We start from the raw sequence: 13,507 nt of genomic DNA on the forward strand, positions 1-13,507 counted from the left end.
GCCGCTACACCGGTCCCGCCACCGCCGCCACCGGCTTCTTGAGCGAGACGCCCGAGCCGTCGCGGCGCGGGTCGATCTCCGGCAGCTCCGCCGGTGTGCCGTTGCGCTGCGCCGCGTGGGGCGGCGTCGGGCCCGCCCAGGCGAAGCTCAGGCAGTCCTCGCCCTTCAGGAACCGCTGGACGCGCACGCCACCCGTCGCGCGCCCCTTGCGCGGGTACTGGTCGAACGGGGTCAGCTTCGCCGTCGTCTGCACCGAGTCGTCCAGCGTGCCGCGCGAGCCCGCCACCGTGAACACGACCGCGTCCGTCGCCGGATCCACCGCCGCGAAGGAGATGACCTTCGCGCCGTCGGCGAGCTTGATGCCGGTCATGCCCCCGGCAGGACGGCCCTGGGGGCGGACCACCGAGGCCTGGTAGCGCAGGAGCTGGGCGTCGTCCGTGATGAAGACGAGGTCCTCCTCGCCGGTGCGCAGCTCGGCCGCGCCGACAATGCGGTCGCCGTCCTTGAGCGTGATGACCTCCAGCTCCTCCTTGTTCGAGGGATAGTCGGGGACCACACGCTTGACGACGCCCTGCTCTGTGCCGAGTGCGAGGCCCGGGGAGGACTCGTCCAGCGTCATCAGACAGATCAGCTTCTCGTCCTTCTCCAGGGTCAGCAGCTCCGAGACGGGCGCCCCTCCGGAGAGGTTGGGTGCGTTCGCCGTCTCCGGCAGCTGCGGAAGGTCCACTACGGAGAGGCGCAACAGCCGTCCCTGGGACGTGACCGCGCCCACCTCGCCGCGTGCCGTCGCCGGCACCGCCGAAACGATCACGTCGTGCTTCACGCGCTTGGTGCCGCCCTCGGCGAAGGGCTCGCCGTTGGCCGTGCGGGCCAGCAGGCCGGTGGAGGAGAGGAGAACCCGGCACGGGTCGTCCGCCACCTGCAGCGAGATCGGGGCGGCGGCGGGGGAGCCGGACGACTCCAGGAGCACCGTGCGCCGGTCGGTGCCGAACTTCTTGGCGACGGCGGCCAGTTCGGAGGAGACCAGCTTGCGCAGCTCCGCGTCCGACTCCAGGATGCCGGTCAGCTCGTCGATCTCGCCGTTCAGCTTGTCGCGCTCGGACTCCAGCTCGATGCGGTCGAACTTGGTCAGGCGGCGCAGCGGCGTGTCCAGGATGTACTGCGTCTGGATGTCGCTGAGCGAGAAGCGCCCGATCAGGCGCTCCTTGGCCTGCGCGGAGTTCTCGCTGGAGCGGATGAGGCGGATGACCTCGTCGATGTCGAGGAGGGCGACCAGGAGTCCGTCGACCAGGTGCAGACGGTCGCGCTTCTTGCCGCGGCGGAACTCGCTCCGGCGGCGCACCACGTTGAACCGGTGGTCGAGATAGACCTCCAGGAGCTCCTTCAGGCCCAGGGTGAGCGGCTGGCCGTCGACCAGCGCCACGTTGTTGATGCCGAAGGACTCCTCCATCGGGGTCAGTTTGTAGAGCTGCTCCAGGACGGCCTCCGGGACGAAGCCGTTCTTGATCTCGATGACCAGGCGCAGGCCGTGCGCGCGGTCGGTGAGGTCCTTGACATCGGCGATGCCCTGGAGCTTCTTCGCGCCGACCAGGTCCTTGATCTTGGAGATGACCTTCTCGGGGCCGACGGTGAAGGGCAGTTCGGTGACGACGAGGCCCTTGCGGCGCGCCGTCACGTTCTCCACCGACACCGTCGCGCGGGTCTTGAAGGTGCCGCGGCCCGATTCGTACGCATCCTTGATGCCGCCGAGGCCGACGATCCGGCCGCCCGTGGGCAGGTCAGGGCCGGGCACGTACTTCATCAGCGTCTCGAGGTCCGCACCCGGGTGCTTGATGAGGTGGCGTGCGGCGGCGATGACCTCGCCGAGGTTGTGCGGCGGCATGTTCGTCGCCATGCCGACGGCGATGCCCGACGCGCCGTTGACCAGGAGGTTCGGGTACGCCGCCGGGAGGGCGGACGGCTCCATCTCCTGGCCGTCGTAGTTCGGCTCGAAGTCGACGGTGTTCTCGTCGATCGACTCCGTCATCAAGGAGGTGGCGTCGGCCATCTTGCACTCGGTGTACCGCATGGCGGCCGGCGGGTCGTCGTTGCCGAGCGAGCCGAAGTTGCCATGGCCGTCCACCAGGGGAAGGCGCATCGAGAAGGGCTGCGCCATGCGCACCAGCGCGTCGTAGATCGACGCGTCGCCGTGCGGGTGCAACTTACCCATGACCTCGCCGACGACACGGGCACACTTCACATAGCCGCGGTCGGGGCGCAGGCCCATCTCGTTCATCTGGTACACGATCCTGCGGTGCACCGGCTTCATGCCGTCACGGGCGTCCGGCAGGGCACGGGAGTAGATGACCGAATACGCGTACTCGAGGAAGGAGCCCTGCATCTCGTCGACGACGTCGATGTCGAGGATCTTCTCCTCGTACGACTCGTCGGGCGGCGGGGTCTTCGTGCTGCGGCGGGCCATCGCTGCTGCGGCTCCTTCACCAAGCAAGTGCGGGTTCTGACGCCGACCATTGTGGACCGTCCCACTGACAACGCCGACCACGACCCGTGCACCGGCGCTGTCACGCACGACTACGCCGAGGGCGGAGCGGGAACTTCGTCAGGTGCTGACACGCTTGCATACAGTGGCAGGACTGGCAGCAATTGTTCTGATCCAGCGATGATCCAGCGATCGAAGGGACGTACATGCCCATGGGTCACACGGCCACAGCCGAGGCCGGCTCCGGCGGCCTGAAAGCGACCGAGCACCGGCTGGCCAACGGCCTGCGCGTGGTGCTCTCGGAGGACCACCTGACCCCGGTCGCCGCGGTCTGCCTCTGGTACGACGTCGGCTCGCGCCACGAGGTCAAGGGGCGTACCGGCCTTGCTCACCTCTTCGAGCACCTGATGTTCCAGGGTTCGAAGCAGGTGCACGGCAATGGCCACTTCGAGCTGGTCCAGGGAGCGGGCGGCTCGCTCAACGGCACGACGAGCTTCGAGCGCACCAACTATTTCGAGACCATGCCCGCACACCAGTTGGAGCTGGCCCTCTGGCTCGAGGCCGACCGGATGGGCTCCCTGCTCTCCGCGCTCGACGAGGAGTCGATGGAAAACCAGCGCGACGTCGTCAAGAACGAGCGCCGCCAGCGCTACGACAACGTTCCCTACGGAACCGCGTTCGAGAAGCTCACCGCCCTCTCCTACCCGGAGGGCCACCCCTACCACCACACGCCGATCGGCTCCATGGCCGACCTGGACGCGGCCACCCTGGAGGACGCCCGCGCGTTCTTCCGTACGTACTACGCGCCCAACAACGCGGTCCTCTCGGTCGTCGGCGACATCGACCCGGAGCAGACGCTCGCCTGGGTCGAGAAGTACTTCGGGTCGATTCCCGGCCACGACGGCAAGCAGCCGCCGCGTGACGGTTCCCTGCCCGAGCGCATCGGCGAGGAGCTGCGCGAGGTCATCGAGGAGGACGTCCCGGCCCGCGCCCTGATGGCCGCCTACCGCCTCCCGGAGGACGGCACGCGCGCGTGCGACGCGGCCGACCTCGCCCTCACCGTCCTCGGCAGCGGCGAGTCCTCCCGGCTCTACAACCGGCTCGTCCGCAGGGACCGCACCGCGGTCGCCGCCGGATTCGGCCTGCTGCGTCTCGCCGGGGCGCCCTCGCTCGGCTGGCTGGACGTGAAGACGTCGGGCGACGTCGAGGTCCCCGTCATCGAGGCCGCCGTCGACGAGGAGCTGGCCCGCTTCGCCGCGGAGGGCCCCACCCCGGAGGAGATGGAGCGCGCCCAGGCACAGCTGGAGCGCGAGTGGCTCGACCGGCTCGGCACGGTCGCGGGCCGAGCCGACGAACTGTGCCGGTACGCGGTCCTGTTCGGCGACCCGCAGCTTGCCCTGACGGCCGTACAGCGCGTCCTCGACATCACCGCGGAGGAGGTCCAGGAGGTCGCCGCGGCCCGCCTGCGCCCCGACAACCGCGCGGTGCTCGTGTACGAGCCCGTGGAAGGCGCCGACGAGGGTGCCGAGGAAGAACAGGAGGCGGCGAAGTGACCGAGGCCGCGACGATGCAGTTCCACCCCCAGCCCCAGGCCGGCACGGCGAAGCCGTGGGCCTTCCCGGCCCCCGAGCGCGGCACGCTGCCCAACGGCCTGACCGTCCTGCGCTGCAACCGCCCCGGCCAGCAGGTCGTCGCCGTCGAGGTGCACCTCGAAGCGCCCCTGGACGCCGAACCGGAGGGCCTGGACGGCGTCGCCACCATCATGGCGCGGGCCTTCAACGAGGGCACCGACAAGCACTCCGCGGAGGAGTTCGCCGCCGAGCTCGACCGCTGCGGCGCGACCCTCGACGCGCACGCCGACCACCCGGGCGTGCGGGTCTCCCTCGAGGTGCCGGTCTCCCGCCTCCCGAAGGCGCTCGGCCTGCTCGCCGACGCCCTGCGGGCCCCCGCCTTCGAGGACAGCGAGATCGAGCGCCTCGTGCGCAACCGCCTGGACGAGATCCCGCACGAGGCCGCCAACCCGGCCCGCCGCGCCGCCAAGGAGCTCTCCCGGCAGCTGTTCCCGCCGACGTCGCGCATGTCACGGCCACGCCAGGGCACCGAGGAGACGGTCGCCGCCATCGACTCGGCGGCGGTGCGCGCCTTCTACGAGAAGTTCGTCCGCCCCGCCACGGCCACGCTCGTCGTCGTCGGCGACCTCGAGGGCACCGACCTGGACGCCGTCCTCGCGGACACCGTGGGCGCCTGGACCGGCTCCGCAGGAGAGCCGCGCCCGGTGCCGCCGGTGACCGCCGACGACCGCGGCCGCATCGTCATCGTGGACCGCCCCGGAGCGGTCCAGACGCAGCTGCTGATCGGCCGGGTCGGCGCCGACCGGCACGACCGCGTCTGGCCGGCCCAGGTCCTCGGCACGTACTGCCTGGGCGGCACCCTCACCTCGCGCCTGGACCGGGTCCTGCGCGAGGAGAAGGGATACACCTACGGTGTACGGGCGTTCAGCCAGGTCCTGCGCTCCGCCCCGGACGGGACGGGCGCCGCGATGCTCGCCATCAGCGGCTCCGTGGACACCCCGAACACGGGCCCGGCGCTGGACGACCTCTGGAAGGTGCTGCGCACCCTCGCCGCCGAGGGGCTCACCGACGCCGAGCGCGACGTGGCCGTGCAGAACCTGGTGGGCGTGGCCCCTCTCAAGTACGAGATGGCGGCCTCCGTCGCGGCGACGCTCGCCGACCAGGTCGAGCAGAACCTGCCGGACGACTTCCAGGCGCAGCTGTACCGGCAGCTGGCCGCCACGGGCACCGTGGAGGCCACCGCGGCGGTCGTGAACGCCTTCCCGGTCGACCGTCTGGTGACGGTCCTCGTCGGGGACGCCGCGCAGATCGAGGAGCCCGTCAGGGCGCTCGGGATCGGTGAAGTCAGCGTGGTCACCGGCTGAGCGGCGGACAGCTGACAGGACCCCGGTGGACCGTTTCGGCCGCCGGGGTCCTCATATGTCCGGATTCATATGCTGGTTGCCTGTCTGCCGTGTGGCGTGCGCTACAAAAGTCGCGTTCTGTTTGTCGATTGAAAGGCGATCCGCTTAGCGTCGACCCGGCTGTCCGTCGCGCAGTACGCCGCATCCGCGGCACCGGGCAGTCATCGCCGAGTCCCCGTACGGCGCGAGCCAGGGGAGCCGGGGACCCACATGTCCCCTGGGGTGAATCGGGAACCTTGCCGCGAGGCGAGGGACTCGTAGGAGACCTTCCTGCTCCGAACCCGTCAGCTAACCCGGTAGGCGAGAGGGAAGGAAAGGAACACCCGCCACATGGCGTTCACCCGTGCCACCGGGAAGCACCGTCGTCCGAGCCGCATGACGCGGACCACCGCGAACGTCGCGGGTGTCGCGGCGCTCACCACCACCGGTGTCATCGGAGGCCTCGCCGGCCCCGCGCTCGCCGCCGCCGACGAAGCGGCCGTGGAGCACACCGGTCTCACCCAGGCGATATCCGTCGGCGACTCGCTCGCCGAGAGCATCGACGCGCAGGCCGCCGCTCAGCGCCAGGCCGCCGACGACGCCGCGGCCGCCAAGAAGGCGGAAGAGGCGGCCAAGAAGAAGGCCGCCGAGGAGAAGCGCAAGGCCGAGGCCGAGGCCAAGGCGAAGGCCAAGAAGGAGCGCGAGGCGAAGGAGCGCGCCGCCCGCGAGGCCGAGCGCAAGCGCCTGAACACCTACGTCTCCCCGATCTCCGGCTCGTACGTCTCCACCGGCTACCAGACCGGCGGCGCCATGTGGTCCTCCGGCAGCCACACCGGGGTCGACTTCCACGCCGCCTCCGGCACCTCGGTCCACGCGGTCGGCTCCGGCACCGTCGTCGAGGCCGGCTGGGGCGGTGCCTACGGCAACAACGTGGTCATCAAGATGAACGACGGCACGTACACCCAGTACGGCCACATGTCGTCCCTCAGCGTCACCGTCGGCCAGACGGTCACCCCGGGCCAGCAGATCGGCCTCTCCGGCTCCACGGGCAACTCCAGCGGCCCGCACCTCCACTTCGAGGCCCGCACCGGCGCGGACTACGGCTCGGACATCGACCCGGTCTCGTACCTGCGCTCGCACGGCGTCAACGTCTGACCGACGCGGCCCACGCAGAACCGCACCGAAAGCCCCGGCTCCCCGTGAGCCGGGGCTTTCGCCGTTCACGGCCGCCATGTGCAGGGCCACCGCGGTCTTGGCCAAAAGATATCCATGAATTCAGGGCCGCCGTCGGAAATTCCGGTGCCTGCAATAGAGTCACGGAACGAGCGTCGGTCGACCGCGTTGCGCGGGGATCAAAAGCGGAGGTCCGGTCATGCGCGTTCCCGCGCACTCTGTATGCACGGCCATTCGGGACGACATAGTCGCCGGTGTGTACGCAAGGGGCGGAAAGCTCACCGAGGAACTCCTCGCGCGTCGCTACGGAGTCTCCCGCGTCCCCGTGCGCGAGGCCCTGCGCACTCTGGAGGCCGAGGGCTTCGTCGTGACCCGCAGACACGCGGGCGCGTGCGTCGCCGAGCCGACGGAGCAGGAGGCCGCGGACCTCCTGGAGGTCAGGACGCTGCTCGAACCGCTCGCCGCGGCCCGCGCCGCGCAGCGCCGCACGGACGCCCACCTGAAAGTCCTGCGGGGACTCGTCAGGCTGGGCCAGGAGCGCGCCAGGAGCGGCCTGGGGGAGGATCTGCGCTCCCTGGGCGGCTGGTTCCACGAGACGCTCGCCCAGGCGTCCGGCAGCCCCGGCCTCACGGCGCTGCTCACCCCGCTCCGGCACAAGATTGCCTGGATGTACGTCGTGGAGCGCTCGGCGGCGCCGGGCGAGTCCTGGTCCGAGCATGCGGCGATCGTCGACGCGGTCGCCCGCGGGGACGCGCAGCGGGCGAGGACGCTGACGGCGGCGCACGTCGAACGGACGCGCGCGTCCCACCGACTCCGTCCCGCGCACGGGAGCGGCCGTGTGAGGGATCCGCAACATCCCGTAAACACGATGAGTCTCCACAATTAACGGAGGCGCCGTATAAAAGAATATCCGGATACCTGGGTATCCGGTGATGCGCGTGAAAGATTCGGCTCAGTCACGCGCACATATACGTCGACTCATACGTCGATGGGGTCACCCGGAATTCCGGGTGACCCCATCGACGTAATGCGAGGAACGTGTCCTAGACCGTCTCCGGAAGCTCCTCGAGCCCCTCGGCGACCAGCTTCGCCAGACGGTCGAGGGCGGCGTCGGCACCCTCGGCGTCGGAGGCGAGCACGATCTCTTCGCCGCCCTGGGCGCCCAGGCCGAGCACCGCGAGCATCGAAGCGGCGTTGACCGGGTTGCCGTCGGCCTTGGCGATCGTCACGGGGACGCCGGCGGCCGTGGCCGCGCGGACGAAGATGGAGGCGGGTCGGGCGTGAAGGCCCTCGGCCCAGCCGACGTTGACGCGGCGCTCAGCCATGTGTTGCTGCCCTTCCAGGTGTCTCACACTTGTCTAGACCAGTGTCTCATGCCGTCGCGGGTGCTCTGCCGGGCAGAGGTCCCGGGCCGGGCCGTCCTTCGACCCGTCCTAGCCTGCCCCGGCCCGAGCGGCCGCGCGACCCGTACCCTGGCCCCATGCAGACCCCGTCGGATCAGCAGGATCGGCACGACTACCCGTCGCACTGGGAAGCCGATGTGGTGCTGCGCGACGGAGGCACCGCCCGCATCAGGCCCATCACGGCCGAGGACGCGGACCGCCTGGTCAGCTTCTACGAACAGGTCTCGGACGAGTCGAAGTACTACCGTTTCTTCGCGCCCTACCCACGGCTGTCCGCCAAGGACGTGCACCGCTTCACCCACCACGACCAGGTGGACCGGGTGGGACTCGCGGCCACCGTCGGCGGTGAGTTCATCGCCACCGTGCGCTACGACCGCATCGACGAACGCGGCATGGCCGCCAGCGCGCCCGCCGACGAGGCCGAGGTCGCCTTCCTCGTGCAGGACGCCCACCAGGGCAGGGGTGTCGCCTCCACGCTCCTCGAACACATCGCAGCCGTCGCCAGGGAACGCGGCATCCGCCGCTTCGCCGCCGAGGTGCTGCCCGCGAACACCAAGATGATCAAGGTCTTCACGGACGCGGGCTATCAGCAGAAGCGCAGCTTCGAGGACGGCGTCGTACGCCTGGAGTTCGACCTGGAGCCCACCGACCGCTCGCTCGCCGTGCAGCGCGCCCGCGAACAGCGCGCCGAGGGACGGTCCGTGCAGCGGCTCCTCACCCCGGGGTCGGTCGCGGTGATCGGGGTGGGCCGGGTGCCTGGCGGGGTGGGCCGCAGCGTCCTGAACAACCTCCAGGAGTCCGGTTACACCGGGCGTCTGTACGCGGTGAACAGTGCCTTCGTAGAGGACGATCGGGAGGGTGCGGACATCGACGGGGTGCCCGCGCACCGCTCCGTGGCCGACATCGAGGAGCCGGTCGACCTCGCGGTGATCTCCGTGCCCGCCGACCGCGTCCCGCAGGCCGTCGCCGAGTGCGGGGAGCGCGGAGTGCGCGGCCTCGTGGTGCTGTCCGCCGGATACGCGGAGAGCGGCGTCGAGGGGCGCGAGCGGCAGCGCGAACTCGTACGCCAGGCCCGGTCCTACGGCATGCGCATCATCGGCCCGAACGCCTTCGGTGTCATCAACACCTCTCCGGAGACACGGCTCAACGCCTCGCTCGCCCCGCAGTCCCCCGCGCGGGGCCGCATCGGCCTGTTCACCCAGTCCGGCGCCATCGGCATCGCCCTGCTCTCGGGACTGCACCGCCGGGGCGCGGGCCTCTCCACCTTCGTCGGCTCCGGCAACCGCGCGGACGTGTCCGGCAACGACCTCCTCCAGTACTGGTTCGAGGACCCCGACACCGACGTCACGCTGATGTACCTGGAGACGATCGGCAACCCGCGCAAGTTCACCCGCCTCGCACGCCGTTCGGCGACCACCAAGCCGCTGGTCGTCGTCCAGGGCGCCCGGCACAGCGGTATCGCGCCGACCGGCCACGCCGTCCAGGCGACCCGGCTGCCGCACGCCACGGTCTCGGCACTGCTGCGCCAGGCGGGCGTCATCCGCGTCGACACCGTCACCGAGATGGTCGACGCGGGACTCCTGCTCGCGGGCCAGCCGCTGCCGTCCGGTCCCCGCGTGGCCATCCTCGGGAACTCCGAGTCCCTCGGCCTCCTCACGTACGACGCGTGCGTCGCCGACGGGCTGCGGCCGCAGCGGCCCCGCGACCTCACGACCGGGGCCACTCCCGCCGACTTCCGCACCGCGCTCACCGAGGCCCTGTCGGGCGACGGCTGCGACGCGGTGATCGTCAACGCGATCCCCTGGGTGGGGGAGGATGGCGCCACGACCGATCCCGAGACGCTCGCCACGGAGCTGCGCGCGGCGGCGGCCGGCTGCCCGGCGAAGCCGGTGGCCGTCGTGCACGTCGAGCTCGGCGGTCTCGCCGAGGCACTCGCCGCGGCGACCAGTACGGGTCCCGACGCGCCCGCTCCGCCCACCGGCAGGGAGCCGGAGGCACCGGCCGCCGGGGAGCCGCCGGCTCCGGAAACCCAGTCCCCCCAGGCGCCCGCCCCCGACCAGTACCGCATCCCCGCCTACCCCGCCGCCGAGCGCGCCGTCCGCGCCCTCTCCGAAGCCGTCAAGTACGCGCAGTGGCGCCGCGAGGCCGCCGAGCCCGGCCGGGTCCACGAGTACGACGACATCGACGAGCACGGCGCGGCGGCACGCATCGAGGAACTGCTCGCCGCGGACGGCGACCCGCGCGGGCTCACCCTCGCCCCGGCCGACGCCCACGAGCTGCTCGGGCGGTACGGCATCCACGTACGGCCAGCACTTCCCGCGCCCGGCCCCGACGCGGCGGCGGACGCCGCGCGGACCATCGGCTACCCCGTGGCCCTGAAGACCACGGCCCCGCACCTGCGCCACCGCGCCGACCTCGGCGGCGTGCGCCTCGACCTCACCGACGAGGAGCAACTGCGGCGGGCGTACCAGGAGCTGACGGACGCGTTCGGCAAACCCGCCGAGCTGCGGCCCGTCGTGCAGGGCATGGTGCCGCGCGGGGTCGACACCGTGGTCCGCGCGGTCATCGATCCGGCGGCCGGAGCGGTGCTCTCCTTCGGCCTCGCGGGCGCGGCGTCCGAGCTGCTCGGCGACACCGCCCACCGCCTCGTCCCGGTCACCGACCGCGAGGCGGGCTCGCTGATCCGGTCCATCAGGACCGCGCCGCTCCTGTTCGGCTGGCGCGGTTCGGCGCCCGTCGACACCCCTGCCCTCGAAGAACTCCTCCAGCGGGTCTCCCGGCTCGTCGACGACCACCCGGAGGTGGTCGGCGTCTCCCTGGAACCCGTCGTCGTCGCCCAGCGCGGCCTCTCCGTGCTGGACGCCTCCGTGCGGCTCGCGCCCCCGCCCGCCCGCGACGACCTGGGCCCGCGGACCCTTCCCGGCTACTGAGGCGCCCGTGGGGCACCGTGCGCCCCGCGCCGGGCCGTAGGATGGACGGCATGGCAAAGACCGGTACGACGACCCAGGGGCTGCGCGCGGCGATCGAGCGCAGCGGCTACTACCCGGCCCTCGTGGCCGAGGCGGTGGAGGCCGCGATCGGCGGCGAGGCCATCGGGTCCTACCTGGTCCACCAGGAGACGACGTTCGACGCCAACGAAGTGCGCCGGCACGTCACCGTCCTCGTCCTGACCGGCACGCGCTTCATCGTCAGCCACACCGACGAACAGGCGGCGGACAGCACGTCCCCGACGCCGTACGCGACGACCTCCACGGAGTCCGTCAAGATCGGCCGCATCTCCTCGGTCGTGGTCAGCCGCGTCGTCGCCAACCCCGAGAAGTACGTCCCCGGGACGCCGCCCCGCGAGGTCGTCCTGACCATCGGCTGGGGCGCCGTGTCGCGCCTCGACCTGGAGCCTGCCGCCTGCGGCGACCCCAACTGCGAGGCCGACCACGGGTACACGGGCAGCTCGACCGCCGACGACCTCAGCCTGCGCGTCAGCGAGGCGGGCGACGGCCCCGACACCGTGCGGCAGACCCTCGCCTTCGCCCAGGCCCTGTCCGAGGCGACCGCGGACAACGCCCGCTGATGTCCCTTCCTGCCTGGGACGACGTACAACCGCTCGCCCTCGACACCGCTCCCGTGCCCGCGTACGGCACGGGCTCGCTCGCCGACCTGCTGCCCACGCTCGTCGCCCACCAGGGCGTCGACGGCTTCGCGCCCGTCATCCCCGAACTCGCCCCGGCCGACCGGAACTGCGTCTTCCTGATCGACGGCCTCGGCTGGGAGCAGCTCAAGGCGCACCCGGCCGAGGCGCCCTTCATGACGTCGCTGCTGCAGAGTTCGCGCGGTGGCACGGGACGGCCCGTCACCGCGGGCTTCCCCGCCACCACCGCCACCTCGCTCGCCTCCGTCGGCACGGGTCTGCCGCCCGGCGCGCACGGCCTGCCCGGCTACGCGGTCCGCGACCCCGCCACCGGCCAGCTGATGAACCAGCTGCGCTGGAACCCCTGGACCGACCCGCACGCCTGGCAGCCGTACCCCACCGTCTTCCAGCGCGCCCACGACGCGGGCGTGCACACCGCGCAGGTCTCGTCGCCGACCTTCGAGCACACCCCGCTCACCAAGGTCGCACTGAGCGGCGGCACCTTCCGGGGCAGGGCCTCCGGAGAGGACCGCGTGGACCTCGCCGCGAAGCAACTGGCCGCGGGCGACCGTTCCTTGGTCTACACGTACTACGCGGAAGTGGACGGCAAGGGGCACCGCTTCGGCATCGACTCCGACGCCTGGCGCGGCCAGCTCATGTACGTCGACCGGCTCGTCCAGCGCCTCGCCGAGCAGCTCCCGCCGCGCAGCGCCCTGTACGTCACCGCGGACCACGGCATGATCGACATCCCGTTCGACGACGCGTCCCGCATCGACTTCGACGAGGACTGGGAGCTGCGCGCCGGTGTCGCGCTCCTCGGCGGCGAGGGGCGCGCCCGTCACGTGTACGCGGTGCCGGGCGCCGCCAACGACGTCCTGACGGTGTGGCGCGAGGTGCTCGGCGAGCAGTTCTGGGTTGCCGGACGTGACGAGGCGATCGCCGCCGGATGGTTCGGTCCACACATTGATCAACGTGTGTACGACCGCATCGGTGATGTCGTCGCGGCTGCCCATGACGACGTGGCGATCATTGCTTCGGAGCGCGAGCCGAAGGAGTCCGCCCTGGTCGGTATGCACGGCTCCATGACCCCCGTCGAGCAGCTCGTCCCGCTCCTCGAAGTACGCTCCTGAGGGCTCGGCCGGCCCGCATTCCCGTCGCCCGCCTCCCGTCCGCCCGCATCGCGTCCGCCCCGAAAGGTTTTCCACTCCCCATGCCCGAGCTGGTGTTCTTCTCCGGAACGATGGACTGCGGAAAGAGCACGCTGGCTCTGCAGATCGAGCACAACCGTTCCGCGCGCGGACTCCAGGGGATGATCTTCACGCGGGACGACCGCGCGGGCGAGGGCAAGCTCTCCTCCCGGCTCGGTCTCGTGACCGACGCCATCGAGGCGGCGGACGACTTCGACTTCTACGCCCACCTCGTCGACCATCTCTCACAGGGTGGCCGGGCGGACTACGTGATCGCGGACGAGGCGCAGTTCCTGGCGCCGGACCAGATCGACCAGCTCGCCAGGGTCGTCGACGACCTCGGTCTTGACGTCTTCGCCTTCGGCATCACCACGGACTTCCGCTCCAAACTCTTCCCGGGCTCGCAGCGCCTGGTCGAGCTCGCCGACCGTGTCGAGGTGCTTCAGGTCGAGGCCCTCTGCTGGTGCGGCGCACGGGCCACGCACAACGCCCGCACCATAGGTGGCGAGATGGTCGTCGAGGGCGCCCAGGTGGTCGTCGGCGACGTCAATCAGTCGCCGGACGAGGTGGGTTACGAAGTGCTGTGCCGCCGTCACCACCGGCGCAGGACGACGGCGGCGACCGCGCGCGCGGGAGCCCTGTCGCCCGACGTGCTGCCGGTCGACACGGCCGCCGCCCGCGTCTGAC

At 71.3% G+C, this 13,507-nt stretch carries 10 protein-coding genes and 1 riboswitch; of the genes, 8 read left to right on the forward strand and 2 right to left on the reverse strand.

Translation table 11 applies throughout. From position 1 onward, the window contains the following. Positions 1 to 4: 4 nt before the first annotated feature. A complete protein-coding gene (locus tag DEJ47_RS28885) occupies positions 5 to 2,461 on the reverse strand; it encodes a DNA topoisomerase (ATP-hydrolyzing) subunit A (protein ID WP_150173092.1) in 2,457 nt (818 codons plus the stop codon). A 224-nt stretch (positions 2,462 to 2,685) separates the two neighbouring features. Here DEJ47_RS28885 and DEJ47_RS28890 point away from each other — a divergent pair, with 224 nt between their 5' ends. The 4 genes from DEJ47_RS28890 to DEJ47_RS28905 all read left to right on the forward strand — a co-directional run bounded on the left by DEJ47_RS28890 (position 2,686) and on the right by DEJ47_RS28905 (position 7,491). After that, positions 2,686 to 4,032, forward strand: a complete 1,347-nt coding sequence (locus DEJ47_RS28890; RefSeq protein WP_150173094.1) for a M16 family metallopeptidase — start codon at positions 2,686 to 2,688, stop codon at positions 4,030 to 4,032. After that, positions 4,029 to 5,414: a M16 family metallopeptidase gene (locus DEJ47_RS28895; protein ID WP_150173096.1), complete on the forward strand. Its 1,386-nt coding sequence runs from the start codon at positions 4,029 to 4,031 to the stop codon at positions 5,412 to 5,414. Before DEJ47_RS28890 ends, DEJ47_RS28895 begins: the two co-directional genes overlap by 4 nt. A gap of 194 nt (positions 5,415 to 5,608) precedes the next feature. Further along, a riboswitch (cyclic di-AMP (ydaO/yuaA leader) is annotated at positions 5,609 to 5,771 on the forward strand. A 12-nt stretch (positions 5,772 to 5,783) separates the two neighbouring features. Beyond that, positions 5,784 to 6,587, forward strand: coding sequence for a M23 family metallopeptidase (locus DEJ47_RS28900; RefSeq protein WP_150173098.1), 804 nt, complete (start codon positions 5,784 to 5,786; stop codon positions 6,585 to 6,587). A 217-nt stretch (positions 6,588 to 6,804) separates the two neighbouring features. Next, positions 6,805 to 7,491 (forward strand): GntR family transcriptional regulator, encoded by a 687-nt coding sequence (locus DEJ47_RS28905; RefSeq protein ID WP_150173100.1) that lies wholly within the window; start codon positions 6,805 to 6,807, stop codon positions 7,489 to 7,491. A 157-nt stretch (positions 7,492 to 7,648) separates the two neighbouring features. On the opposite strand, the gene DEJ47_RS28910 is transcribed toward DEJ47_RS28905, so the two are convergent. Continuing rightward, on the reverse strand, positions 7,649 to 7,930 hold the full coding sequence (locus DEJ47_RS28910; protein ID WP_030021209.1) for an HPr family phosphocarrier protein: 282 nt from the start codon (positions 7,928 to 7,930) through the stop codon (positions 7,649 to 7,651). Between the two features lie 155 nt (positions 7,931 to 8,085). Between DEJ47_RS28910 and DEJ47_RS28920 the strand changes: the two genes are divergently transcribed. The 4 genes from DEJ47_RS28920 (at position 8,086) to DEJ47_RS28935 (ending at position 13,506) form a co-directional block, all read left to right on the forward strand. Beyond that, the gene (locus DEJ47_RS28920) at positions 8,086 to 10,938 is read left to right on the forward strand and encodes a bifunctional GNAT family N-acetyltransferase/acetate--CoA ligase family protein (protein WP_150173102.1); all 2,853 of its coding nucleotides are present in this window, start codon (positions 8,086 to 8,088) and stop codon (positions 10,936 to 10,938) included. 50 nt (positions 10,939 to 10,988) lie between these two features. Beyond that, complete coding sequence (locus tag DEJ47_RS28925) at positions 10,989 to 11,576, forward strand: DUF5998 family protein (protein ID WP_150173104.1); 588 nt, start codon at positions 10,989 to 10,991, stop codon at positions 11,574 to 11,576. Beyond that, positions 11,576 to 12,763 carry an alkaline phosphatase family protein gene (locus DEJ47_RS28930; RefSeq protein ID WP_150173106.1) on the forward strand — a complete coding sequence of 396 codons (1,188 nt, stop codon included), beginning with the start codon at positions 11,576 to 11,578 and terminating at the stop codon, positions 12,761 to 12,763. The genes DEJ47_RS28925 and DEJ47_RS28930 overlap by 1 nt, the downstream gene beginning before the upstream one ends. A gap of 80 nt (positions 12,764 to 12,843) precedes the next feature. Further along, positions 12,844 to 13,506 carry a thymidine kinase gene (locus DEJ47_RS28935; RefSeq protein ID WP_150173108.1) on the forward strand — a complete coding sequence of 221 codons (663 nt, stop codon included), beginning with the start codon at positions 12,844 to 12,846 and terminating at the stop codon, positions 13,504 to 13,506. The last annotated feature ends 1 nt before the right edge of the window (position 13,507 follow it).

The organism is Streptomyces venezuelae (genome assembly GCF_008642355.1).
GTDB classification, from domain to species: domain Bacteria; phylum Actinomycetota; class Actinomycetes; order Streptomycetales; family Streptomycetaceae; genus Streptomyces; species Streptomyces venezuelae_B.